Origin of the sequence: Pontibacter litorisediminis (assembly GCF_029360645.1) — a bacterium.
Taxonomy (GTDB): domain Bacteria; phylum Bacteroidota; class Bacteroidia; order Cytophagales; family Hymenobacteraceae; genus Pontibacter; species Pontibacter litorisediminis.
In genome coordinates, this window is sequence record NZ_JARDUA010000003.1 from 738195 (window position 1) to 762145 (window position 23951).

At 50.5% G+C, this 23951-nt stretch carries 11 protein-coding genes and 1 pseudogene; 8 read left to right on the forward strand and 4 right to left on the reverse strand.

The features are described from left to right. The first annotated feature begins 620 nt into the window (after nt 1-620). Entirely contained in the window at nt 621-8507 is a 7887-nt protein-coding gene (locus tag PXG97_RS13175; RefSeq protein WP_276498213.1) for an Ig-like domain-containing protein, read from the forward strand. Between the two features lie 543 nt (nt 8508-9050). Beyond that, on the forward strand, nt 9051-10826 hold the full coding sequence (locus PXG97_RS13180; protein WP_276498214.1) for a T9SS type A sorting domain-containing protein: 1776 nt from the start codon (nt 9051-9053) through the stop codon (nt 10824-10826). Nucleotides 10827-11781: 955 nt separating this feature from the next. Here PXG97_RS13180 and PXG97_RS13185 read toward each other — a convergent pair. Next, entirely contained in the window at nt 11782-13671 is a 1890-nt protein-coding gene (locus tag PXG97_RS13185; protein ID WP_276498215.1) for a CocE/NonD family hydrolase, read from the reverse strand. 184 nt (nt 13672-13855) lie between these two features. Between PXG97_RS13185 and PXG97_RS13190 the strand changes: the two genes are divergently transcribed. From PXG97_RS13190 to PXG97_RS13200, 3 genes are all read left to right on the forward strand, one after another. Next, nucleotides 13856-14110 (forward strand): hypothetical protein, encoded by a 255-nt coding sequence (locus tag PXG97_RS13190; protein ID WP_276498216.1) that lies wholly within the window; start codon nt 13856-13858, stop codon nt 14108-14110. Between the two features lie 216 nt (nt 14111-14326). Beyond that, a complete protein-coding gene (locus tag PXG97_RS13195) occupies nt 14327-14479 on the forward strand; it encodes a hypothetical protein (protein ID WP_276498217.1) in 153 nt (50 codons plus the stop codon). An 85-nt stretch (nt 14480-14564) separates the two neighbouring features. Continuing rightward, on the forward strand, nt 14565-15353 hold the full coding sequence (locus tag PXG97_RS13200) for a TerB family tellurite resistance protein (RefSeq protein ID WP_276498218.1): 789 nt from the start codon (nt 14565-14567) through the stop codon (nt 15351-15353). A 61-nt stretch (nt 15354-15414) separates the two neighbouring features. Here the strand turns inward: PXG97_RS13200 and PXG97_RS13205 are convergent, their stop codons facing one another. Beyond that, entirely contained in the window at nt 15415-16011 is a 597-nt protein-coding gene (locus PXG97_RS13205) for a DsbA family oxidoreductase (protein WP_276498219.1), read from the reverse strand. A gap of 112 nt (nt 16012-16123) precedes the next feature. Here PXG97_RS13205 and PXG97_RS13210 point away from each other — a divergent pair, with 112 nt between their 5' ends. Continuing rightward, nucleotides 16124-16756, forward strand: coding sequence for a hypothetical protein (locus PXG97_RS13210; RefSeq protein ID WP_276498220.1), 633 nt, complete (start codon nt 16124-16126; stop codon nt 16754-16756). A gap of 12 nt (nt 16757-16768) precedes the next feature. Continuing rightward, nucleotides 16769-17308 (forward strand): annotated as a pseudogene (locus PXG97_RS13215) (serine hydrolase domain-containing protein); the annotation flags it as partial. 115 nt (nt 17309-17423) lie between these two features. Here the strand turns inward: PXG97_RS13215 and PXG97_RS13220 are convergent. Then, on the reverse strand, nt 17424-20726 hold the full coding sequence (locus tag PXG97_RS13220) for an amidohydrolase family protein (protein ID WP_276498221.1): 3303 nt from the start codon (nt 20724-20726) through the stop codon (nt 17424-17426). Between the two features lie 209 nt (nt 20727-20935). Between PXG97_RS13220 and PXG97_RS13225 the strand changes: the two genes are divergently transcribed. Continuing rightward, complete coding sequence (locus PXG97_RS13225) at nt 20936-21673, forward strand: SDR family oxidoreductase (RefSeq protein ID WP_276498222.1); 738 nt, start codon at nt 20936-20938, stop codon at nt 21671-21673. 61 nt (nt 21674-21734) lie between these two features. Here the strand turns inward: PXG97_RS13225 and PXG97_RS13230 are convergent, their stop codons facing one another. Then, nucleotides 21735-23801: a thioredoxin domain-containing protein gene (locus tag PXG97_RS13230; protein WP_276498223.1), complete on the reverse strand. Its 2067-nt coding sequence runs from the start codon at nt 23799-23801 to the stop codon at nt 21735-21737. Nucleotides 23802-23951 lie beyond the last annotated feature (150 nt).

Consider the following 23951-nt stretch of genomic DNA (forward strand, 5'->3'; position numbering starts at 1 on the left):
AAAATAGCTTGCCGTTGACACTTGAGAACTTAGAATTATGGTCAGGCCTTACAAGTAAGTATGGCTTCTTCTGCTGAAAATGCTGCTTATAAATACTGTCGTTTTTGTCCAATTTTTAGCTACGGGATTTAGCTATTTTATCTCTGCAGCGCAATAAGGAGGTTTTGTGTCTATGCTCTACTAGTTAAGAAGCTTCTATAATAGTGCAATTCTATAAGTTTATATATAAAATATTAGATAAATAGTGGTAGTTGAATGTAACTATTTATAAGCAATAGGGTATATGTTCTTTAAATAGTAAAACAAACTATAGGAAAAGATCAGTTATGACTATGGATTTAGCTTTACACTATAGGCGTGGTGCCCCATAAGGCTCCAGGTATTGTGAAGTAGCCATGATAATACGCATTTCCCACGCTCCTTCAGCCACCTAACAAAGGTTAATGTGATTTAACCTATCTGCAATAGGGTTTTAGCTGCCTTTGGCGGTTGATTAACCTATTGCCCAGCCATGTTTTGCCCTACTGTAAAGTATCCAGACTTTCGTTTCACCTGACCCAATCGATCAACCAAGGCCAAAGCGACACAGCCTTAAACCCAAACCTTATCCCCTAAGTTTTATGAAACAAAGTTTTACCCAATTGATTGCGCAGGCAGTGCAAGCCCGGCGTGTTCTCATTTCATCCTTAGCAGTGGTCATGTTATTGGCTGCTGCTGTTTATGTTTATGCCGCTGTCGGTGTGACAGTAACAGGCGGAGCAACTTTCCCCATTTCTGCCGATTTAGCTGCGAACGCAACGCAGTCTACGCCTGGTTATACTTTGGTGGGAGATATTAATATCACTGAAGAGTCTGCTGGTGATGTGTCTGCAAGTGGCAACATCGTGTTAACTGCACCAACCGGTTGGAGATTTAGAACAGGTGCAACCGCTAGTGTAGAACTTGCACCAGGAGAAACTGGAGGCAATAATAGTGCAAGTATAAGTGTTGGGACTCCCGTAACGTCTGGGGATGGCTCTCAAATTACGATCCCACTTACATACAGTAATAACAATAAAAGGGAAAGAATAGTCATAAGTGGTGTTGCTGTTCAGGCCTTAAACGGAGGCAACATACCTGGTACTGGAAGTATAGCAATTAGTGCGGCGAATGGTGCAGTGGTTTCTGGTTTACCTGCGACGGTTAGCAAGGCTCTATCACAAAGCCCGGGAGCCATTAGAAGTTTAGCTTTCCGGGTTCAGCCACCCACAGTTGACGTTGGTGCAGCTATGTCACCTGCGCCTCGTGTAGCTGTAGTAGATCAATTTGGCAACACTGTTACGAGCGTCAATACAGGTACTATTGGTCTGGTACTTTCCGGAACACCAAACACAGCCCTAATTAATCCTTCCTCCGGTGCTACAGCTTCTATTACAAATGGAGTTGCTATATTCAATAGTATCAGAATAGATGAGGGGGGAACCTTTCAATTGCTTGCTACTTATTCTGGAAACTCTAGTGCGCAGGGTACAAGTAACCCCTTTACAGTAAATAACCTTACACCAACTGTCTCCAGTGCACTACCCTGTATAACGGCAGGTAGCACCCAGAGAACTGTAACGGTTACAGGCACAAACTTTGTACGTGGGTCTGTGGTCAGAATAAACGGTGCTAGCAGAACAACAACCTATGTAAGTTCTACTTCGCTTTCTGCAACACTACTGTCTGAAGATGTAAATACGGCACGAACTCTAAGTGTAACCGTATTTAACCCAACACCAGCTGGCGGCTCATCTAATGCGGTGGACTTTGTGATTCATCCGGTTTATGAAGCAAGCGGAATAACAGGCGATACGGAGGTTTGTGAAGGTGCGCAAGATGTTACTTACTCGGTTGCAAACATAGCGGGGGCAACCTTTAACTGGCAGGTTGGCCCTGGAGCAACTATAGTTTCAGGGGGAACATCAAATACTATTACAGTTAGGTTTGGTAGCACAGCTTCTACAGTAAATATCTCAGTGCAGGCTTTAAATGCCTGTGGTGTAGCAGGACCATCCTCAAATCTTCCGGTTACTGTAACTCCCTACCCTACAGGAATAAGCGCAGGCCCAACAGAAGGAGTATTTTTCTGCACCGGGCAGTCAGCCACCTTGGGTTCCGGAGAGCCTGCAGTAGCTGGCTACACGTATAGCTGGTCCCCAGTTACAGGCTTGTCAGATCCAACCGATCCCAATCCTACGGTTTCATTAACGAACAGCACCTCAGTTGCTGAATTTTATACTTATACCTTAACCGTTACAAACGGCGAGGCCGAGTGTGCCGTGACAGACCAGGTAACAGTTACTGTTTACCCTGAACTGGTTATAGCAGCTGATGATGTCGAGCCAGTATGTATAGGAAATAGCATCGAATTAAGAGTAACGGGGAGCCCTAGCTATACTTACGCCTGGACCGGCCCTAATGGCTTTACATCTACCGAGCAAAATCCTATTATTCCCAATGCCACAGAAGATAATGAAGGTACTTACACGGTATTGGTTACAAACCAGCAAGGCTGCCAGGCTACAGCAGAAGTAGATGTTGACATAGCGCCGCTACCTACTGCCAATGCTGGACCTGACCAGCGTTTGTGTACACAGGGGGCTTCCACTTCGTTTACAGTAACAGGTATCCCCTCTGCCGGCGCGGCTGGCGAGTGGAGTGTGGTAGCAGGTACTGCCACTATCGCTTCTGAGACATCGCTTGAAACAGAAGTAAGTGTTACCAGTGCCAGTGCTACTTTAAGGTTTACCGCTGAGACACCGGATGGATGCCAGGCATTCGATGATGTGGTGCTGACAGTGGACCCTCTTCCTGTGGTTACACTAGCACCATTCGGTGATATATGCGAGAGCGATCCGTCGTTTACACTGACTGGTGGCTTGCCGGCAGGTGGTACCTATTCAGGCCCGGGCGTGGCAAACGGCGTATTTAGCCCTGCAGCCGCTGGTGGTGATGGCACTTACACTATAACTTATACTTACAGAAATGGCAACGGCTGTGAGAACTCAGCCGCCCGAACAATAACAGTTAAGCCGCAGCCGGTGGTATCCGTTACTCCGGATACAGAAATATGCGCGGGGGAAAGCATCACGTTAACGGCCAGTGGAGCCACAACCTATCGTTGGGAACCAGCGGCGGGCCTTAGCGCTACTACGGGAGCATCTGTAACGGCCAGCCCAACGCAAACAACAACCTATACTGTGTATGGTACAACCAATGGCTGTGAGTCAGTGGCACAAACTGTTACAGTTACGGTAAATCCGCTTCCGGTCGTAACAATTACACCTACTGGCCCAACTGAGTTCTGCCCTGAGAATTATGTAGAACTCCGTGCCGTTGAGAACTCTACGTATACTTATGCTTGGTTTAGAACCGGCAACAGCACTTCAGTGGGCTCAGCAAGCTCTTACCAAGCTACAGAAACAGGCAGCTACTATGTAACCATTACTACCGATAAAGGCTGTACGCTTACATCAGAGACAGTGGCAGTAAAAGTGGCCAATGTGCCTACTGTGGCTACTATAACCACTACTGGTGCTACTACATTCTGCGAGGGTGGCTCGGTGCTCTTCGGTGCTAACCAGGCACCGCCCGGACAGACATATGTATATGAGTGGGAGCGTAGTACGGATGGTGTGAACTTCACAACGATTGAAGGTGAAATTTCCAGAACCTATGAGGCCGAAGAGACTGGTTTCTACAGAGTACTTGTAAGTAATACGGTGGAGGCAGATGAAGATACGGAGCAGTGTACGAAGATATCAGAAGCTGTACAGGTAACGGTACTGCCACAGCCAACGGCAGATATTACTTCAAGCAGCGAAACACAGTGTAGAACCGAAAGTGGTGCCACCACCTTTACAGTAACCGGTACCTTCTCAGGAGGAACTGCTGCCTGGACATCCAGTAATGGCAGCTTTGTAATCAGCGACAGAAGTGATGTGACAAATCCTTCAACAGAAGTAACTACTTCCACGGTTACTGTGACTGTATCTGCAGCCAATACAAGTATTGTCAACTCAACTATTACATTAAGAACCACGAATGGAGCCGCATCCTGTGATCCGGCAAGTGAATCTGTAACACTGACAGTGCAGCCGCTGATAGCAGGAAACACTATCACAGGAACAGCTGAATACTGCCAAGGAGCAACAGCAAGTGCATTAAGCTCCGGCACTCTTACTGGCGGTAACGGCAGTTACACCTATCAGTGGCAGAGCGGTAGCAGCGCAACGGGTTCCTTCACCGATATTGATAGGGCCACTGCGGCTACCTATACTCCATCTACTGCAACAGGCGGTACCATTTACTACAGACGTGTGGTTAGATCTGGCGAGTGTTCTAATACCAGTGCAGCTTTTGCTGTAACGGTTACGCCAAGCATCACAACCAACACCATTGCAGGTACACAGAGCTACTGCGAGAATGAACTAGCTACAGCACTAGGTGGTGCGGTTGCGGGTGGTACAGGAAACTACACTTTTCTATGGCAGCAGAGCCCGAGTGGTACTGGCTCCTGGACGAGTGCAGCGGGTACGAATAATCAGGATAGCTACACGCCATCTACAGCAACTGGAGGCACAATTTATTACCGCCGTTTAGTTACTTCGGGAGAGTGTGCAAACAATGCAAGTAACGTGATTGCTGTAAGGGTAACTCCGGCTATCACGGCCAATGTGATTACCGGTGCTGCCACTTACTGCCAGGGCGCTACAGCCGCTGCACTAGGTGGAACGGTAACTGGAGGGGTAACTGCAAAAACATACCTGTGGGAGCAGAGCCCGAATGGTACAAGTTCCTGGACAAGTGCAGATGGCACAAACAATCTGATCAGCTATACTCCTCCTACAACCACTGCAGGTACTGTATATTATCGCCGTGTAGTAACCTCTGAAAACTGCTCTAGCACTAGTAATGTAGTTGCTATTACCGTCACACCGTCTATCACGGCCAACACGATCTCTGGTGGCGCCACATACTGCGAGGGTGCTGTGGCAGCTGCTCTTGGAGGTACAGTTTCAGGTGGTTTGGATTCAAAAACATACCTGTGGCAGCAGAGCCCGAGCGGTACTGGCTCCTGGACGAATGCTGCGGGTACGAATAATCAGGATAGCTACACTCCGTCTACAGCAACTGCCACTACGACGTACTACAGACGAGTGGTTAATTCTGGAGAGTGCTCCTCTACCAGTAACGTGGTGGCGGTGACCGTGACCCCAGCTATCACAGCCAATACGATTTCCGGTGCAGCAACGTATTGCCAGGGCGCCACGGCTGCTGCTTTAAGTGGTACAGTGACAGGTGGTGTGACTGCAAAAACATTCCTATGGCAACAGAGCCCGAACGGTACTGACCAATGGATCACCGCAATAGGCACAAGCAATCAGGCGAGCTACACTCCGTCTACAGCTTCTGTGGGTACTATGCACTATCGCCGTATAGTTACATCCGGAGAGTGTTCTAGCACCAGCAATGTGGTAGCTATCAGAGTGAACTCTCCAATTGCAGGTAACCAGATTTCCGGTACACAAACTGTGTGTTCAGGTGGGGCTATAGCACCACTTGGGCAGGCAAGCGGTACCAGCTTGAGTGGTGGCAGCACGCCATACACCTATCAGTGGCAGAGCAGTACTACTTTGAACGGAACGTATACAAATGTAACTGGAGGAACCGGTGCGACCAGTGCATCCTATACTCCAGCAACTAGAACAGTTACTTCGCAAACAACGGTATATTATAAGCGAGTTGTAAATGGTGGGCAATGCTCAAGTGTCAGCAATGCAGTGTCTGTAACATTTAATCCAGTAATAGCTAGCAATACTATTTCTGGAGCACAGACTGTTTGCGCAGGTGTAGCACCTAGCCAACTTACTGGAAGTGCGCCAACTGGTGGATCTGGAGCTTATACCTACTTATGGGAAAGCAGCACGATTTCTGCAACTGCTGGTTTTAGTGCAGCAACTGGAACGAACACTAATAGTAACTATAGCCCAGGAGCATTGCAGCAAACTACCTGGTTCCGAAGAGTAGTCACCTCAGGAGGCTGTTCTAACACAAGTACTGCAGTTCGGGTAACTGTTACACCAATTACTACATACACGCTTGTATTAACAGCTAACCCATTCCCAGTTTGCCAGGGTGTTAATACTACTTATGTAGCTACTGTGTTGGCTAACGTTACTTCTGTTAACTACCCTGCCAATCCAAGATATGAGCAAATTACCTGGGTAGGTGGCACAGATGTATCAGACCAATTTGATTTTGATTGGTGGAAAAATGATAATAATGATAGGGCTGAAGGCCAGACAGGTAGAACCGTAAGCTTAGCAGGTCTGTCATCAACAGATTACTATACTGTAAGAGCCGCTCCGAAAGCTGGTGCTAACTTAGGTTGTGCTGAGTTTGTTAACAGACCTGAACTCACGCCAGGAAATCCAGGAACAGCAAAGCTTTTCTCCAACAGGATTTATCTAGGCAGACCGGATAACTATGGCGTCTCTATTAGCAGAGTTCCAACTGGTTCTATATGCCAGGGTACATCGGTAACTTTCACAGCTACGCCAAATGCGGACTATGTAAACCTTAGAATGGAGTGGATTGTGAGAAATAGTGCGGGTGCTATTGTTGCTAGCACACCATTCAGTGCGAGTAGAACATACACAACCAACTCACTGAATAATGGAGATGTAGTAAGTCTGAACTTCACATCAGAAGAGAATAAGTGTTCTCCAGTAGCATCAAGTAACTCCATAACAATGGTGGTGGTTATTCCGCAGACTATGGCAGGAGGTGGTGCTTATTGTGCTGGTGGCACAGGTGTACCAATAAGTATAACCAGCTCACAGCAAGGAGTAACATACCAATTGCTGCGTACGGTTGGCTCCAACACAGTTACAGTTGGCTCACCAAGAAATGGTACCGGAAGTTCTGTTAGCTTTGGTAACCAGACCATAGCCGGTACTTACACAATACAGCCAATATCTGCTAACGGAACATGTTCTCCGGTTTATGGCCCAGTAGAAGTAGTTATTACTCCTAGACCGATAGCATACAATGTTACTACTCCTAATGGTCCTTCATACTGTGTAGGGGGGGCTGGAGTACAGGTTGGTTTGTCTAACTCACAGGCTGGAGTTACTTACAGTCTGTATAGAAGTGGTACAAGTACAGCGTTGACATCTGTTGGTAGAACCACTACCGGACCTTTCACTTTCCCTGGTAGCTATACAGCAGGTACATATTCTGTGATTGCCACACCTACTGGTTCACAGCCAACTGTGGCAAACTGCCCGCAGAACATGCTGAATACGGTGACAATAACTACGGATCCATTACCAACAGCAGTTACAGCCACTGGCGGCAGCTACTGCAGGCCTACAGCACAGCGTCCAAGTGATGGTGCTTTGGTTACAGTGACCAATTCACAAAGTGGAGTTTCGTACCAGCTTCTTAACTCCTTAGGGGAACCTATCGGCAATCCAGTATCAAGCACAGGAGGGCAAATCACACTAGGACCTGTCCTTGCTGGCACGTACAGCATACGTGCAACTAATAACACTACAGGTTGCACGAATACGGTAGGGCAGGCTACAGTAACTATCGATGAGCGGGTTGAGCCTCTCGGAGACATCATCATCACGAATGAAAGGGGAGAGGTGATTACTGAGGAACAACTCGAAATAGGACAGCTTGCCCGCTTTACAGCCGATAACACTTTCGAAGATGACCAAACAGCTGAATCCTATACTTGGTACATTGGAGACGGTACTGAAGCAGGTTGGGAAGTAGTGGAAGGTGTTAATGGCCCTGTACTTACCATACAGTCTATCCCAAGTGGAGATTTCGCTGTAAGGGTGATAGTTACTGCGAGTGAAAGCGGTTGCTACACTGCATACATTGGCATTTACTCCACAGAGCCTGTAACCCCACTACCAGTAGAGATCATCTACTTCACGGCGGCCAAGCAAGGGCACAATGTGCTGCTGGAGTGGGCCACGGCTTCTGAGGAGAACAACACTGGCTTCGAGGTGCAGGTGTCGCAGGACGGATTCAACTTCCGTAAGCTGGACTTTGTGCCGAGCAAGAATGGCAACACTGCCATCAAGCAGGTGTACCAGTATACGGACAAGGAAAATGGCAAGCGTGGCACCCGCTACTACCGCCTGAAGCAGATTGATGAGGATGGCAGGTTCGAGTACTTTACCACCAAGGCCGTAACCTTTACTCAAGTGGCAAGCAAGGTGAAGGCGTTCCCGAACCCATTCACCACGAACGTCACACTGGATATAGCGGCTGAGAACGGTGGGCAGGTGCAGGTAACCCTGTGGAATGCCGTAGGTCGTCAGCTCATGGAGCGCACCGTTAAAGTGGAAGAAGGCTTCAATACGGTTAACCTCGACATGAACGGAGACTTGCCACATGGGGTATACTTCCTGCGGGTTTTCCTGGACGGCAAGATGCACCAGCTCAAGCTGCTGAAAGAGTAACAACAGAATTTAATAGGGTTTAAAGCTGAAAGAGCCGGGTACTTTACCCGGCTCTTTTGCATTTATTTGAAAATATTTTGGTGCAATATAACAGGGGGTAATATTATATAGAGTTTTAGGTATAAATCCTATGGATGCTATATAGTTAGCTAGTGTTATGTTAGAATAATTATACTATAAATAAGCTTGTTATTTTTTAGCAACGACTATTTGTTAGTGCAATTTTAAGTTTGATTTGTTAAAAATTTAAACACGGCTATATATATGGTTTCACTTTTTTGCTTTATACTTGTCTCATTAATAGACTATTTCTGTAGAAGATAATTAGAACTTTCAGGTATCTGGGTGCAGAGAACGGCAGCAAACCGGTGCAATGGAGCAAAGAGATAGCTCTGCCACCAGTTAGCTTATAAAGCTGGTAATATCTCAGAGTAAAATAGCACGCCCAAAAGCGTGGGTGGATTCCTATTGCCTAAAAAGTACTGAAGTAAAAGCAGACATACACAACTAACCAATACAACCAAACCCTTTAAACCCCTTTTTATGAAACAAATTTTTACTCGATCCGCCTGTTTGTTTTGGGCTCTACTGCTGATTGCTGTCTTTAATGGTGGAGCTGTGGTTGCGCAGACTTATGACTTTAGAAATACTACTGTCTACAATTATCCTTTTGAAGAAACTAGAATATCAAGAGAAATTACACCAAATACGACAACTAAAGGTATAGACTTTTTAACGGAGGGTCAAGGGAATACCAAGACTACTTTTTTGAAAATTCAAGCAGATCCAGGAAAAGGAAAAGGCACCTACTCAGGTATGGTGTATATAACTGAGCCAATTATTTTTGAAAAAGGCTATTATTATACTATTTCTCTCGATGCAAAATCTTATGTAGGTACAGGTCAAGTATACGCTAGTCCAGGCTCAATAAAGTTTTTGAAAGGGACTACTGTCACAGATTTAAGAACAGCGGGAAACTCTCAGCAACACGCTGATTTGTTAAAAACAGTAACTGTCAATACAATAGATTCTAAACCATTCTCAGCTAATATAAGATTAGGAGATATAGTAACACAACCCACAACATTATATATTGGCTTAAGGTTAGATGGTTTAACTGACGGAACAGAGCAGAATAAACCAATAATGGAAATTAGAAATCTAAGTATTACTAAGTATGCTTGTCAGCCAATTAATGCCCCTATACTTCTCGCCTCTAGCTACGAGAGATGTGGTACAGGACCTATAGATCTCGTTAGTAGTAATTCAGATGTCAATGTTCAGAGTAGATGGTACAATAAAGCTGGACAATTAGTCTATAGCGGCAACACATATCCTTTTGTGGTGAATGATTTTAATCTTCATGAATTCACTGTTAGAGCATATAATACAGTAACTGGGTGTACTAGCGAAGAAGCAGTTAAAGTAACAGCCCAAGCTAAAAGTAAGATTACTGCATACGGTGAAATTATTACTGATCCATCGTCTATAGAGGTTAATGTACCCGTAACGTTCAAGGCAACTTCGAATATAATTTCAAATCAGCATACAGATGTAAGCTCTATTAGATGGTGGAAGAAAAAACTCGATGAGGCGGGAGTAGAAGTTAGTAGAGAAAAGGTACAGGATGGAGGTACTACCTATACCATGACACCTACAAACAAAGAGCCATTCGAAATATTGTGTGAGATATTTCCTAGCTCAGCTTCGTGTTACGATGTAACAAAGCAGGAATTGTCTACCCAAAAGATACTACCCCTCCCAGTAGAAATCATCTACTTTAACGCAGCCAAGCAGGGCAACAACGTGCTGTTGGAGTGGGCCACGGCTTCTGAGGAGAGCAATACCGGCTTTGAGGTGCAGGTGTCGCAGGATGGCTTCAACTTCCGCAAGCTGGACTTCGTGCCGAGCAAGAACGGTAATACTGCCATCAAACAAGTATATACTTACAAAGACACTGAAAACGGCAAGTATGGCACGCGCTACTACCGCCTGAAGCAAATAGACATGGATGGTAAATTTGAGTACTTCACCACCAAGGCGGTAAGCTTTGGCGAAGTGGGCAACTACAGCCTGAAGGCTTTCCCGAATCCATTCGAGAGCGAGGTAAGCCTGGAGCTGAACGCAGACGCGGCCGGCAAGCTGAACGTGCAAGTGCTGGATGCCATGGGCAGATCCGTACTGACACAGCAGTTTGAGGTAAGCAAAGGCCGCTCGCAGGAGAAAATAACATTATGGCAGTCTCTGCCGAAAGGTATCTATTTCGTCCGCACCGAAATGAATGGCATGGCCAATAATTTCAAGCTTTTGAAGAAATAGAGTAATAGGGTTTAAAGAAAAAGAGCCGGGTTATTAGCCCGGCTTTTTGCATTTACAGAGGTGCGTAGTATTATGTAGGGATAGGGCGACACTTATTTGCGCGGCAGGCTTATCCTATTCATACTTGGAGAGCCTACACTCTTTTTATCTTTAAATCAATATATTAACACCCTTTTCTGGCGCAAATTTCTTTTTATGCATTTTGAAGTACCGGGGCTAATCATCCCTGACCCTCTCCGAAGTAAGTTCGAGATTCGAGCTTTGGCTAAGGAGGGAAGTTCTATAGCAGTTATTTCAGAAATATAAATTCCATAGTGAAGGTACTTTCAGGTAAGCCCAACCCTAAAGTGTTCCGCTCGCAACCTTCGAACTCGCGTTCTCGGTAGTCCAAGGAGGGGAATCTGGGAACGATTATATCCCCCTGCCCCAATCCAAGGTGAACTTGGTTGATGCTCCGTCAGCGGTGGCTATCGAAAGCTGTTTCCAATCCTTGGGTTGAGCGCCTTCTAGATTTCCGGTGACGAGCGAGAGCGAGGCATTGCGACAGCAAAGGAAATGTAGACAGCGCGATGCCCTTATCGAGGGCCCCTACCCCCAGGACGAGCCCTCTCGGGCTTGAGAGCTGAAAGTATACTATGCAACTGTAGTCTCGTAAGGCCGTGGATGAACAGTGGCTAGCTAGTATAGCTTGTCTACAGTTGCAGAAAGCAGCTGCTAAGCGAAGGCACAAGCGGACGCTGGGCGCTTGTACCAGTAGAAGTCCGAAGATCTGAGCCAGAAAAAAGGACAACGTAGCAGCTGTCTTCTCCAAGCAGGGGAGCGCCTGCAAACTTTGAAGTCCCATAACGAATGGGTCAATTGATGTTGGCCTAACACAGCCTTTGTACTGTAAAGCAAAAGAGTCCGCTACTCCTGGAAGCAGCGGACTCTTTTGCTTTATACTTGTTAAGTATACTTACAGCACCTTCACCTTCAAGCTGGTGGGCTGCTGCGGGGAGTGGTATACTTTGTGCGTGGCCTTGATGAAGTCCTCCTCGTTGGCTTCATAAATATTGTCCACATACTTCTGCGGGTTGCGGTCTACGAGCGGGAACCAGGTGCATTGGATCTGGACCATTACGCGGTGGCCTTTTTTAAATGTGTACAGCACATCCTGCAGCTCCACGTTAACGGGCGTTGCCTGGTTTGGGGTGAAGGGCTCCGGCTTCTCGAAGCTGTTGCGGAAGCGGCCGCGGAACACCTCGCTCCGTACCATGGCCTGATAGCCGCCCATCGGCTTGTTTGGCTGGTGCGGGTTGGCTTGGGCGGTGTCAGGATATACGTCAATGAGCTTCACTATCCAGTCGGCATCAGAGCCGGTGGTGGCTACTTTTAGTTGGGCCAGTATCTCGCCCGCCAAAGTCAGGTCCTCCGTTAGCACCTCCGTCTGGAACGTCAGTACATCCGGGCGGCGGCTGGCGAAGCGCTGGTCATCGGTCATGTACTCGCGCGTCATACCAGTGGCTACGGCCTCCGTGAAAGGCACCGGTTTTGCCGGGTCGGAGATGAATTCGCTGGCCTCTGCCTCGCCCGCCTGCGGAGCTTCAAAGCTTAGTTTGCCGTTGGCGTGCAAGTATAAGGTGCGCTCCTGTGCCTGCTTGGGCGGCCATACCTCAAACTCGCGCCAGGTGTTGTTGCCACCTTCAAACATAACCGCCTCTGGTAGCTTTACCGGCTGCTTGGCCTCATTTTTCAGGTAGTGGTTAAAGAATCTGGCCTCCACTTCCTGCTGATACCAGGCAGAATTATTCTGACCAAAGTACACGTTGCCGATGTTGGAACCGTCGGTGCGTGCCCAGCCGCCGTGTACCCAAGGGCCCATCACGATCATGTTCGTCAGCTTCGGGTTGTTCTTCTCAATCGTCTCGTAAATCTTGAGCGGACCGTACAGGTCTTCGGCGTCGTACCAGCCGCCTACCGTCATCACGGCGGGGCCTTTGATATTCTTCAGGTGGGGGAGCAGGTTGCGTGCCTGCCAGAACTCATCGTAGTTAGGGTGCGCCACCATGTCGTTCCAGAAGGCCACGTTGCCTTTCAGGTACTTTTCGTTGGCGTTCTTCAGCGGGCCCAGGCGCATGAAAAACTCGTAGCCATCGGGAGTGCCGTGCTCGAAGCGTGGGTTGCGCTCGGTGGTAGGCTCTGGGCGCGGCAGGCCAAAGCTGGCTAAAAAGTTAAACGCGTGCGGCAGGAAAAAGGCGCCATTGTGATGGAAATCATCCCAGAACCAGTCGGCGATAGGGGCCTGCGGCGAAACGGCTTTCAGGGCAGGGTGGTTGCTCATGAGCCCGGCGGCGGCATAAAAGCCCGGGTAGGAGATGCCCCACTGGCCCACGCGGCCGTTATCATTATCAAGCTTCTTCACCAGCCAGTCCACGGTATCATAGGTGTCGGTGCTCTCGTCTGTATCTTTCTTGCCTTTCTTTTTAGCCAGGTGCGGCGTCATGTTCACGAACTCGCCCTCCGACATGTAAGTGCCGCGCACATCCTGGTACACAAAAATATAGCCTTCGCGCAGCAGGGTGGGGCTGGGCCCTAGGCTGGTTTTGTAGCCTTCGCCGTAGGGGCCAACCGAGTAAGGCGTCCGGTTCATCAGGATCGGATATTTCTTGCTCTTGTCTTTCGGCGCATACACCACCGTAAACAGCTTTTTGCCGTCGCGCATCGGTATCTGGTATTCCGTTTTCTCATAGTTTTGCCGGATGTACAGCGAGTCTTGATTTACCTGCTGCGCCATACTTTGCAGGGCACACAGGCAGAGAGCCAGCAGCAGCGCAAATGGCCGTAGCAGGACTTGAGTTCTGGTCATAGGTTAGGTTTTGTAGTGAATGTTTAAAGTTCAGACCCTGAAGGTAAGCAATTTGCACTATAAATGGTATGGTGGGGCAGCAAGAGTAGCCTCAAGTATAAATCAGGAAATATATAGTGTCGGTTTAATGATTTAAGGCAGATTATGTTATATTGAAGGATGTTTTATTTCTAAAGTATCTTCTATGAAAACAAAAAGTATACTTCCTAACCTCATCCTGGGAGCTTTGGCAGCTGCCGCGCTGACCTTCATCTACTTTATCGGTAAAGATTTTGGCCATTTTCTAGCAGGGCTCAGAGGAGAGCCAGAGTTGTCGGCTTCTGATGTTGTTTATAATATAGGCTACAGTCTTGGCTACATTGCGATACCTATAGTTACGCTGCTGGCGCTGTACATCGCTTACCGCTTTTCCAGAAAGCGAAGGAAGAGCCACGCGTAAGCTTGCGCATCAAAACAAGTAATTACATAGATAACATCTGTAAATTAAGCTTAACCGCATGCTGCTCAGAGTACTGTCTTCTAAGGAGCACTTCCTCTGCTTGCCTTGGCGGTAACAATTGATTGGGAGACGCCTAAGCAGGGATTCTTAGATGGCTACGGGTTGGCTCAAGAAAATTTAGCAAGAGACAAGTGATCAGATTTTTAACACATCGACATGAGAACAAGAAAGAAATCAAACTTGCGCTACCTACTGCTAGGTGGTGCTGTGGCAATCGCAGTATATGTTATTTCTGGTTGGGATGACCTGGTGAGGGGCTTTAAGGATGCCCAGGCAGATAAGCCCTATCAGTATGAGCAGGCAGAGTAAAGTATAGATCCAGCTCCTGTGGCGGTGGTGCTAACATAGCGCTGTACTTAGCCGTTAAAGCAGAGCACAACAAGCATGGAAACAAATGGAGCAGGAACAAAATACATTGCTAAAAGACTACCCGATACAGGAAAAGGGGGCATACTTTTGCGCCCTGGCTACGATGGCCTCCGCCGACGGGCATGCCTCTGATGAGGAACTGGAGTTTTTATACATGATGGGCGAGGCGGCCGAGCTGCCGGAGAATCTGCGGCAGGAGGTGGAGTCAGTGGCAAAGAACCCATCGCAGGTAAGCCTGCAGAAGTGTCTGGATGTACTCAAGGACAGTCCACTCCGGTTCTCGTTGATCACCGATATCATCAGCTTTGCCAAGGCGGACGGCCAATATACTTCTGACGAACAGAAACATATCGAGGAAATGGCTACTTACCTGGGCGTAGACCAGAAGCAGTACAGCATTCTGGAAGACTATGTGCAGAAGGCCGACGACGCACAGCAGCATGGGGAGGACCCCACGTCCCAGAGCTTCATGAGTAAGAACGGCTTCAGCGATACGTTCAAGAAAGCGGGCATCTCGCCGCAGATGGTGCAGGGCATGCTGGGCATCCTGGCACCCATTGTTATTGCCAAAATGATGGGCGGGCGCAGGCACCGGCGCTATGGCGGTGGCATGATGGGAGGCCTGCTGGGCGGCTTACTCGGTGGCGGAATGATGGGCGGGGGGGCGTACCGCTCGCGGGGCGGCATGGGCTCCATGATGTCGATACTCGGCGCGCTGAACGGCCGCAGGGGCTACAGCAGTATGGGTTCCGGCGGATTAGGCAGTCTTTTAGGCGGCATACTGGGCGGCGGCAAGCGCCGTGGCGGCTGGTAGACCTGGTCTTTTCATCAAAGCAAAAGGTACAGGCTACATTCACCTGTACCTTTTGCTTTTACTACAGTAGTTCCAGTTGTATAAGCCTGCGAAGGTCCTCCTCTCGCAGCAGTCCCCGTACTTGTTTATCAGCGATCATGAAAGTCGGTACGGCCGTAACGCCTACTTCCTCATATGCTTTTCGCAGCTCCCGTTGGTGCGCCTCTTTATACTTTCGGGTGTCCAGTGCCTCGCGGTAAGCTTTTTCATCCAGGCCCACTTCTTTTGCCAGTTTTACCAGCACCTCCACATCGCCAATGTCCTGCTCCTCCTGAAAGAACGCCCTGAACATACGGTGGGTGTAAGCCTCGCCCAAGCCGTGCTCCTTAGCAAACTGATAGCCCTCAAAAGCCAGGTGCGTGTAGGGCTGCGGCGACACCTTGGGCAGCACGATCGGTACATCCAGCTGTTTTCCCATGGGGTACACCGAGTTGGCCCAGGTAGTCTGCAGGTAATCTTCCGCTGGTTTCAAGGTAGGTGTTGGGTAGGGGCGGAGTTCGAAGGGCATCCACTCTACCTGCACCTTGTCTTCCAAACCTTTTAATGCCCGCTGCAGCACCACCTCCCCAAAGAAGCAGTAGGGGCACACATAATCGGAGTATACTTGTATCTGTAGCATAGGATTTATACTTCTGCTTAAATAGTTTCTTACAAGTAACAGGCTACTTTTGTTTACCTAGCCCTCAAGAGTGGGTGATTTTTTATAGATTAGAGGAGGAACTCATATAATTATGCTGAAACATACTTACATGGCGCTGGTGCTGGCTTTAAGCTTAGCCGCCTGCCAGCCGCAGCCACAAACTTCGCCTGCCGTTGCAGAACAAGAGCAGAAAGCCGACACACCTTACTACTACCCGGGCGATGGAGACAACTGGGAGCGCCGAAGACCGGAGGAGGTGGGACTCGACGCCGCCAAACTGCAGGAGGCGGTAGATTGGGCGAAGCTCCAGGAGACAACCCAGATCGAAAAAGACTTCTCTACTCAAAAGGAGATTTTCGGGGAGCCGCTGGGGCCGCTGCCAGCCACCAGGGCCAACACCAACGGCATCATCCTGAAAGACGGTTACATTGTGGCAGAGTGGGGCGATACCAAAGCCGCTGACCCTACGTACAGCGTGGCCAAGAGCTTTCTTTCCACCATTCTCGGGCTTACGCTGGACAGGGGCATGATCGAAAGTATAAACGACCCAGTAGGCAAGTATGTACAGGACGGGGGCTATACTTCGGAGCACAACAGCAAGGTAACCTGGGAGCACCATGCCCGCCAAACCAGTGAGTGGGAGGGAGAGATGTGGGGCAAGAACCACGATTTCATAGGCAAGGAGGCCTTCGGCCGCGGCGAGCGCAAGCCTCGCGAGCTGTAGGCACCGGGCACTTTTTACGAGTATAACGATACGCGCATCAACCGTTTCGCGCTGTCGCTGCTGCGCGTTTGGGAGAAGCCGTTGCCAGAGGTGCTGGAGGACGAGATCATGGACCCAATCGGCGCCTCCGAAACCTGGCGTTGGGTGCCTTATAGAAATTCCGTGGTAGAGATCAGCGGACAGCAGATGCCATCAGTGAGCGGCGGTACCCGCTGGGGCGGTGGCCTTTGGATCAGCGCCCGCGACGAAGCCCGTTTTGGCTACCTGTTTCTGCGTAACGGCCGCTGGAAAGATAAGCAGTTGATTTCGGAGGAATGGGTGAAGGAGGCTACTACCAGCCGCGGCGCTGTGGGGCCAGACTACGGCTACCTCTGGTGGCTGAATACTGGTGGCGAGGCTTGGCCAGATGCGCCCAAAACAAGTTATGCCGCCTTGGGCGCCGGGCAGAACACGGTGTGGGTAGACCCGGAGCACGATATGGTTATAGTATGGCGCTGGCATGATGGCAAGCAAAATGAGCTGTTTAAGCGGGTGCTGGAGGCAGTGAAGTAACTGTTGTTGTTGCAGAACGAGCGTGGTCGCTCGCGTCATACTTCGCAATTGCTAAAACAAAAAAGCGGCTGCCCCATCCGGAGCAGCCGCTTTTTTGTACTTTATACTTTGCTATTTACTGGCGGCAAGTGCAATGCTCACCGGCAATACCTTCGAAGCGGGTATTGGTGCCTTCGTGCCAATCGAAAGCAGTGGCATACTTGTCGTTCTCCCACCAGAATTTGCCCGGCTGCTTGTTGTAGTTGCCGATCTCGGCCATGGTAGCGGCATCGTACAGGCGGCCATTCACCATTGTGTACTTCACCTGCTCGGAGTTCTGGATGTTCTCCAGTGGGTTAGCGTCCAGCACGATCAGGTCGGCCAGTTTGCCTGTTTCCAGCGAGCCCAGCTCCTGGCCCATGCCGATGTACGCAGCACCGTTGATGGTAGCCGCTTTCAGCGCCTCGTGGTTCGTCATACCGCCTTGCTGCAGCATCCACAGCTCCCAATGAGCTCCAAGGCCCTGCAGCTGTCCGTGCGCACCCAGGTTCACTTTCACACCACTGTCTGACAAGGCTTTAGCTGCTCGCGATGTAGCCATAAAACCGTTTTCATACTCCTCGTCCGGCACCTGCGTCACAAAGCGGGCACGGCCATCGATCACGGAGCGTGGCGTGAACTTCAACAGGCGGTCTTTCTCCCACACGTTGGTTTTCTGGTACCAGTAGTACTCACCGTTGGTGGCACCGTAGTTCACGATCAGGGTTGGGGTGTAGCCTACGTTAGAGGCTTTCCATACTTCCAGCACATCCTTGTAAAGCGGCGCTACCGGAATGTTGTGCTCAATGCCGGTGTGGCCGTCCAGGATCATGCTCATGTTATGGAAGAAGGTAGAGCCACCCTCCGGGTACACGCTCATGTCCAGCTCGCGGGCTGCCTGAATAACCTGCTGGCGCTGCTCGCGGCGCGGCTGGTTGTAGCTCTTCACCGAGAAACCTCCCACTGCCTTAATGCGGCGCAGGTGTGAGCGGGCGTCGTCCAGGCTGTTGATTTCCGCTTTGAAGTTGCCGTCGGCGCCGTACAGGATCGTACCCGTAGAGTAAATGCGTGGACCTACCATAGCCCCTGCTTTCACCGCCTCCGACTGGCTGAACACCATTTCGGTAGTAGAAGAAGGGTCATGGGTGGTGGTGACTCCGTAGGCCAGGTTGGCGAAGTACGACCACTGCTTCTGCGGGCTCATGCCCAGGCGGAACGTGCCCAGGTGCGCATGTACGTCTACAATGCCCGGCATAATGGTTTTACCGGCCGCATCGATCACTTTCGCGTCTTTCGGTACGTTTACCCCTTTGCCAACGGCCACAATGCGGTTGCCGTCTACTACAATGGTACCGCCTTCTATCACCTCATCACCCTTCATGGTGATGATACGGGCATTGGTGAAGGCTACCTTGCCTTCCGGCATGTCTGTCTTCAGCTCCAGACCGATTTTAGTGCCTGTCGTGTCGATAGCCGGCAGTTCCTCTGGCGCACCCGGCACAAAGGAGAAGCGGTTTTTCAGGTCGTTGGTAAAGTACTCATCGCCCAACACCCAGTTGATCTTCTTGCTGTCGGCTGACCAGTGGATGCTGGTACCGGCATCTCGCGTGAAGCGGGCCACCGGAACAGCCTTGGTGTCCTTGCTCAGGTCCAGGCCGGAGCCATTAGCCGTAAATGGTGCGATATAGCCGTTAAACAGCTCTGCAAACGCTATCCACTTATTATCCGGGCTTGGGTAGAACTGATCGGTATACTTGGAAGTATAGTGCGTCTGTTCATTCTTACCATTCATATCCACACTCTTAAAGGCATACTTGTCGCCCTCGCGGCCGGTAAAGAAAATACGGTCTGAGGTGGCGTTGAACTGCGGGTTAGAGCCACGCTCGTGCACGAGGGTAGCTTTGCCGCCGTTGGCTGGCATGTAGAAAATACCTTTCTCTTTGCCGTGCGCGTAGCCCATGTGGTTGTTGCCGCCCTCTTTAATGTACACAATGTACTTGCCGTCTGGCGAGAACTGAGGCACAGCGTAGTAGCCTTTCTCCGTCGTCAGCTTGGTTGGCTTGGCGTTTTTCTTGCGAATGTCGAGCTTGTACAGGCCGCTGAGGTTGTCGTCGTTCCAGGTAGCGTATACTATGGACTTGCCATCAGGGGAGAAGGTAGGGTAGAACTCAAAATCCTGCCCTTTGGTGATGCGCTCCGGTTTGCCGTTTGGCAGGTCTTTCTTATAGATATAGCCAGCCGCGTTAAACACCAGCGTCTTGCCGTCCGGAGAAGTTACTGCATGGCGAATGGCCTTGGCTGTAAACTCTTTCGGTGAAACGCCGCCGTTCTTGCTGTGGTCGTGGCGCACGGCATCCGTCAGGTAATGCGTGGCGGTAGCCTCAAAAGGAATATTGGCCACCTGCTTTGTAGCCACATCCACTTTGTTGATCTTGCCATCAGCCCAGAACACAAGGTGCTTGTTGTCCGGCGTCCAGGAGAAGTAGGGGTAAACGCCAAAAATGGCCCAGGCCTCTTGCTGGTCGTGGCTCAGCTTATCGTATACAGGCCACTCTTCACCGGTTTTCAGGTCGTGCACAAACAGCACCGACTTGGTACGCACACGGCGCACAAAAGCCACATACTTGCCATCTCTGGATACAACCGGCCGCACGGCGCCACCGTTTCCTGAGACCACGTTCTCGATCTCACCGGTGTTGCGGTCTACGCGGCGGATCACGTAGATCTGGCCGTTCGGGTCTTTGTTATACTCAAAGGTAGAGCCGCCGCTCATGTCCTCGGAGAAGTATACGTACTTTCCGTCCGGAGAGGCAAACGGCTCCCCGGCGTCCTGCTGGTCGTTCTTGCGCTTGGTCAGCTGCACACCCGTACCGCCTGTGCGGTGGTACATCCACATCTCGCCGGCACCCAGCGAGCGGGTGTTAGTAAAGTGCTTGCGGGCAATCAGGTACTCTCCGTCCGGTGTCCAAACGGCGTTGTTCAGCAGTCGGAAGTTCTCGTTCGTGATTTGCTTGACATCGGAGCCATCGCGCTTCATTACCCAGATGTTGTCGCCGCCACCTGCATCAGAAGTGAAGGAGATGTACTTGCCATCGGGGCTAAAACGCGGCTGCACCTCGTAAGGGCGACCGGTTCTCAACAGCTTGGCTTTGCCACCGGAAATGGGCATGATGTAAATGTCGCCCAGCATGTCGAAAACGATCTCTTTGCCGTCCGGGCTCACATCCACGCTCATCCAGGTGCCTTCGTTGGTTGTAAAGGAGACTTCCTTCTGAGGACCGCGCTCGGCGTCCACCTGCCATTTGGTGTCTTCTTTCTTTTTGTCCTGAGCATGTGCCGCGCCGAAAGGGAGAGCAAGCGCCGCAGCCAGTACCATACTCAGGTAGGTACGTTTAGTCATGATTTGCTATAAGGTAGAAGATTAGTAAACGCCTCTAATTTAAGCATTACACGCCACAATGCGAAAACTAATCCTGTGGCCGCTAAAAGTCGGGAGTATAGCAAACCCAATCTGCTGAATTTGGAGTACAAACATTAATCTTGCCACGGCAGTTTATACTTGCCTGGTAGCAGAAGCAGACAGAGCAGTAACAGTTTTAAAGAGAAAGTATGGATTTAGCAGGAAACACAGTGCTGATAACAGGAGGTGCCACTGGGATAGGCCTGGCTCTGGCAGAGCGTTTTATAAAAGCCGGAAGCGAGGTGCTTATATGTGGCCGAAGAGAGGACAAGCTGCAGGAGGCCAAGCAAAAATACCCGTCCCTGCATACCAAAGTATGCGATGTGGCAGACGAAAAACAGCGTGAGGCGTTGTATGCGTGGGCAATCCAGGAGTTTCCGAGGCTGAACGTGCTGGTCAATAATGCCGGTATCCAGCGCAGGGGGAGCTTTCTGGATGACCAGGAGCCGTGGGAGGTGCGGAGACAGGAAATCGCCATCAATGTAGAAGCGCCTATTCACTTATCGGCGCTGTTTATCCCTCATTTGCAGCAGCAGGACAGTGCTGCCATCATCAATGTGTCGTCGGGGCTTGCGTTTACGCCGGGTACGTTTGCCCTGGTGTACAGTGCCTCCAAAGCCGCTATCCATTCCTTCTCCATGACGCTGCGCCACGAGTTGGCCCACACCAGCATCCGGGTAATAGAGGTTGTGCCACCGGCAGTGGACACAGATCTGGGAGGGGTGGGCATCCATACGATGGGAGTGCCGGTTGGCGAGTTTGCCGACAGCGTGATGAAGCGCATGCAAGCAGGCGAGATGGAAATTGGCTATGGCAGATCTGAGAAAGCCAGGCTGGCAAACCGGGATGAGATCAATGAGATGGTACGGGTGATGAGCACACTGTAGCCGGTTATAGCGCTTGCATGCCGGCAGAATGGGCAGGGGCGTTCCTGCCCATTCTGCCGTACTAAAGCGTTGGAAATTTTGGCTCTGCCTGCCCCCCTTTTAGTTGCTTTAGCACCTCGGCAGCAGTGAGCACCGGCAGCTGACATGTTTTGTTATAGCACACGTACACGGTAGTCTTTCCGTTGGTGGAGGTCCTGCCTTGCAGCAGCGGCAGGGTGCTGTTGCTGGCATCGGCAGCGCCCGCCAGTAGTACATTGGGCAGGTAAAAGGAGGTGAGCTCGGCACGCATTTCCGGTGCCTCCGGGCCCACCATGACCACCTCAGCCGTGGGAGTAAGCTTGTGGAAGTATAAAGAGGCCCAGTTACTCAAGTGAGAAGGCTCCTTCAGCAGCAGTTCCTTCACGCTGGCCAGCATATCCTCCGAAAGGGAAGTATAGCGCTCTTCATCAAAGTATAAGCCCAGGAAGTGCAGGTTAACGGCCATCACAGAATTAGAGGAGGGGACTACGTTGTCCAGGATTTCCTTTTTACGGGCAATGAGCTGCTCGGCGTTTCTGTCGGTGAAGAAGAACAGCTTTTCCCCCTCATCCAGGAAGTTCTCCAACGTATAATCCGTTAGCCGCTTTGCCTCCAGCAGCCACTGCTCCTCAAAGGTGACCTCGTAGAGGCGGGTGAGGGCGCGGATAAGAAAAGCGTAGTCATCCAGAAATCCAGCTGTGGTGGCCTTGCCTTCTTTGTAGTTGTGGTAGAGCTTGTCTCCGTCTTTCAGGTTCTGAAGTATAAACCTGGCATTCTTGAGGGCCAGGTCCAGGAAATGTTTGTTGCCGAACACCAGGTATGCATCGGCAAGCCCTTTTAGCATTAGCGCGTTCCACGACGTCAGGATTTTGTCATCCAACCCCGGGCGTGTGCGGGTAGCCCGCACTGCCATCAACATCTCTTTCCAGGTTTTCACCATCTCCTCCAGCACGTCCATCTCCAGTTCGTTTTCCTTGGCAAAGGCCTCGTCAGGAATGCGGCGGTGCAGAATGTTACGGCCGTGCTCAAAGTTGCCTGTGGCGGTGGCATGGTAGTACTTGGAGAAGAGCGGCTCCTCGTCGCCTAGCATCTCCTGCAGCTCCTGCTTGGTGAAAGTATAGAATTTACCCTCCTCTCCCTCACTGTCGGCGTCCAGGGAGGAGTAGAAGCCTCCTTCCGCGTTCATCAGCTCCCGCTCCACAAAAGCAATGGTCTCATACACCACATCGTGGTACAGCGATTCGTGGGTGGCCTGGTAAGCCTCCGCATATAGGCTGATGAGCTGGGCGTTGTCGTAGAGCATCTTCTCAAAGTGCGGCACCAGCCATTCAGCATCCACGGAGTAGCGGGCAAAGCCGCCGCCCACCTGATCATAGAGGCCGCCATAGGCCATTTCCCGAAGCGTGAGGTGCAGGTGGTTCAGGATGGTTTGGTCGTTGGTATGGTGGTGATAGCGGAGCAGGAAAAGGTAACTGGCTGGTATCGGAAACTTGGGCGCGTCGCCCAGGCCGCCGTTTTTTCTGTCGAACCGCTGGCTCAGGTTATGGCCGATCAGTTTAAAATCATCCTCCCGCACATGGTAGCTCTTTTGCTGCAGCCCATACTTTTCCAGCTCGCTCTTGTTCAAGTGCTGCACAAACTGCTCCGCCGATTCATCCAGTTCAGCGCGGTTCTGCTCATACGCCTCGGCAATGTTACTCAGCAGTGCTTTCCACTGCTTGGGAGGAAAGTAAGTGCCCCCGTAAAAAGGCTTGGCATCGGGGGTTAGGAATACGTTTAGGGGCCACCCGCCCTGCTGCCCCATGGCTTGCAGGGCTTCCATGTAAACGGCGTCCACATCCGGGCGCTCCTCCCGGTCTACTTTTATGCACACGAAGTGCGTGTTCATCAACTCGGCTATGCTTTTCTGCTCAAAAGCCTCCCGCTCCATTACGTGGCACCAGTGGCAGGCGGCGTAGCCAATGCTAACCAGTATCGGCTTGTCTGCCTGTTTAGCCATTTGCAGTGCCTCCTCGCCCCAAGGATGCCAGTCTACGGGGTTATAGGCATGCTGCAGCAGGTAGGGGCTGCTCTCGTGTATGAGTCGGTTGGGTTTCTTGTCTCCTGCCATGGCAATAAGGGTTAGCGCAAGGCACGGGTACTGCTTTACCTCAGCCGCGCGCGAAGCGCCTTACGTTGTAAATATTCTGGTAACAAAGTATAAACAGCCGCCGCTGAAGTCTAAAGCTTGTGCCTTTGGTTTGAACTCTGATTCCGTTTT

Coding starts and splice junctions, on each gene's coding strand:
- PXG97_RS13175 (WP_276498213.1), top strand. CDS start 621: ATGAAACAAAGTTTTACCCAATTGATTGCGCAGGCAGTGCAAGCCCGG.
- PXG97_RS13180 (WP_276498214.1), top strand. CDS start 9,051: ATGAAACAAATTTTTACTCGATCCGCCTGTTTGTTTTGGGCTCTACTG.
- PXG97_RS13185 (WP_276498215.1), bottom strand. CDS start 13,671: ATGACCAGAACTCAAGTCCTGCTACGGCCATTTGCGCTGCTGCTGGCT.
- PXG97_RS13190 (WP_276498216.1), top strand. CDS start 13,856: ATGAAAACAAAAAGTATACTTCCTAACCTCATCCTGGGAGCTTTGGCA.
- PXG97_RS13195 (WP_276498217.1), top strand. CDS start 14,327: ATGAGAACAAGAAAGAAATCAAACTTGCGCTACCTACTGCTAGGTGGT.
- PXG97_RS13200 (WP_276498218.1), top strand. CDS start 14,565: ATGGAGCAGGAACAAAATACATTGCTAAAAGACTACCCGATACAGGAA.
- PXG97_RS13205 (WP_276498219.1), bottom strand. CDS start 16,011: ATGCTACAGATACAAGTATACTCCGATTATGTGTGCCCCTACTGCTTC.
- PXG97_RS13210 (WP_276498220.1), top strand. CDS start 16,124: ATGCTGAAACATACTTACATGGCGCTGGTGCTGGCTTTAAGCTTAGCC.
- PXG97_RS13220 (WP_276498221.1), bottom strand. CDS start 20,726: ATGACTAAACGTACCTACCTGAGTATGGTACTGGCTGCGGCGCTTGCT.
- PXG97_RS13225 (WP_276498222.1), top strand. CDS start 20,936: ATGGATTTAGCAGGAAACACAGTGCTGATAACAGGAGGTGCCACTGGG.
- PXG97_RS13230 (WP_276498223.1), bottom strand. CDS start 23,801: ATGGCAGGAGACAAGAAACCCAACCGACTCATACACGAGAGCAGCCCC.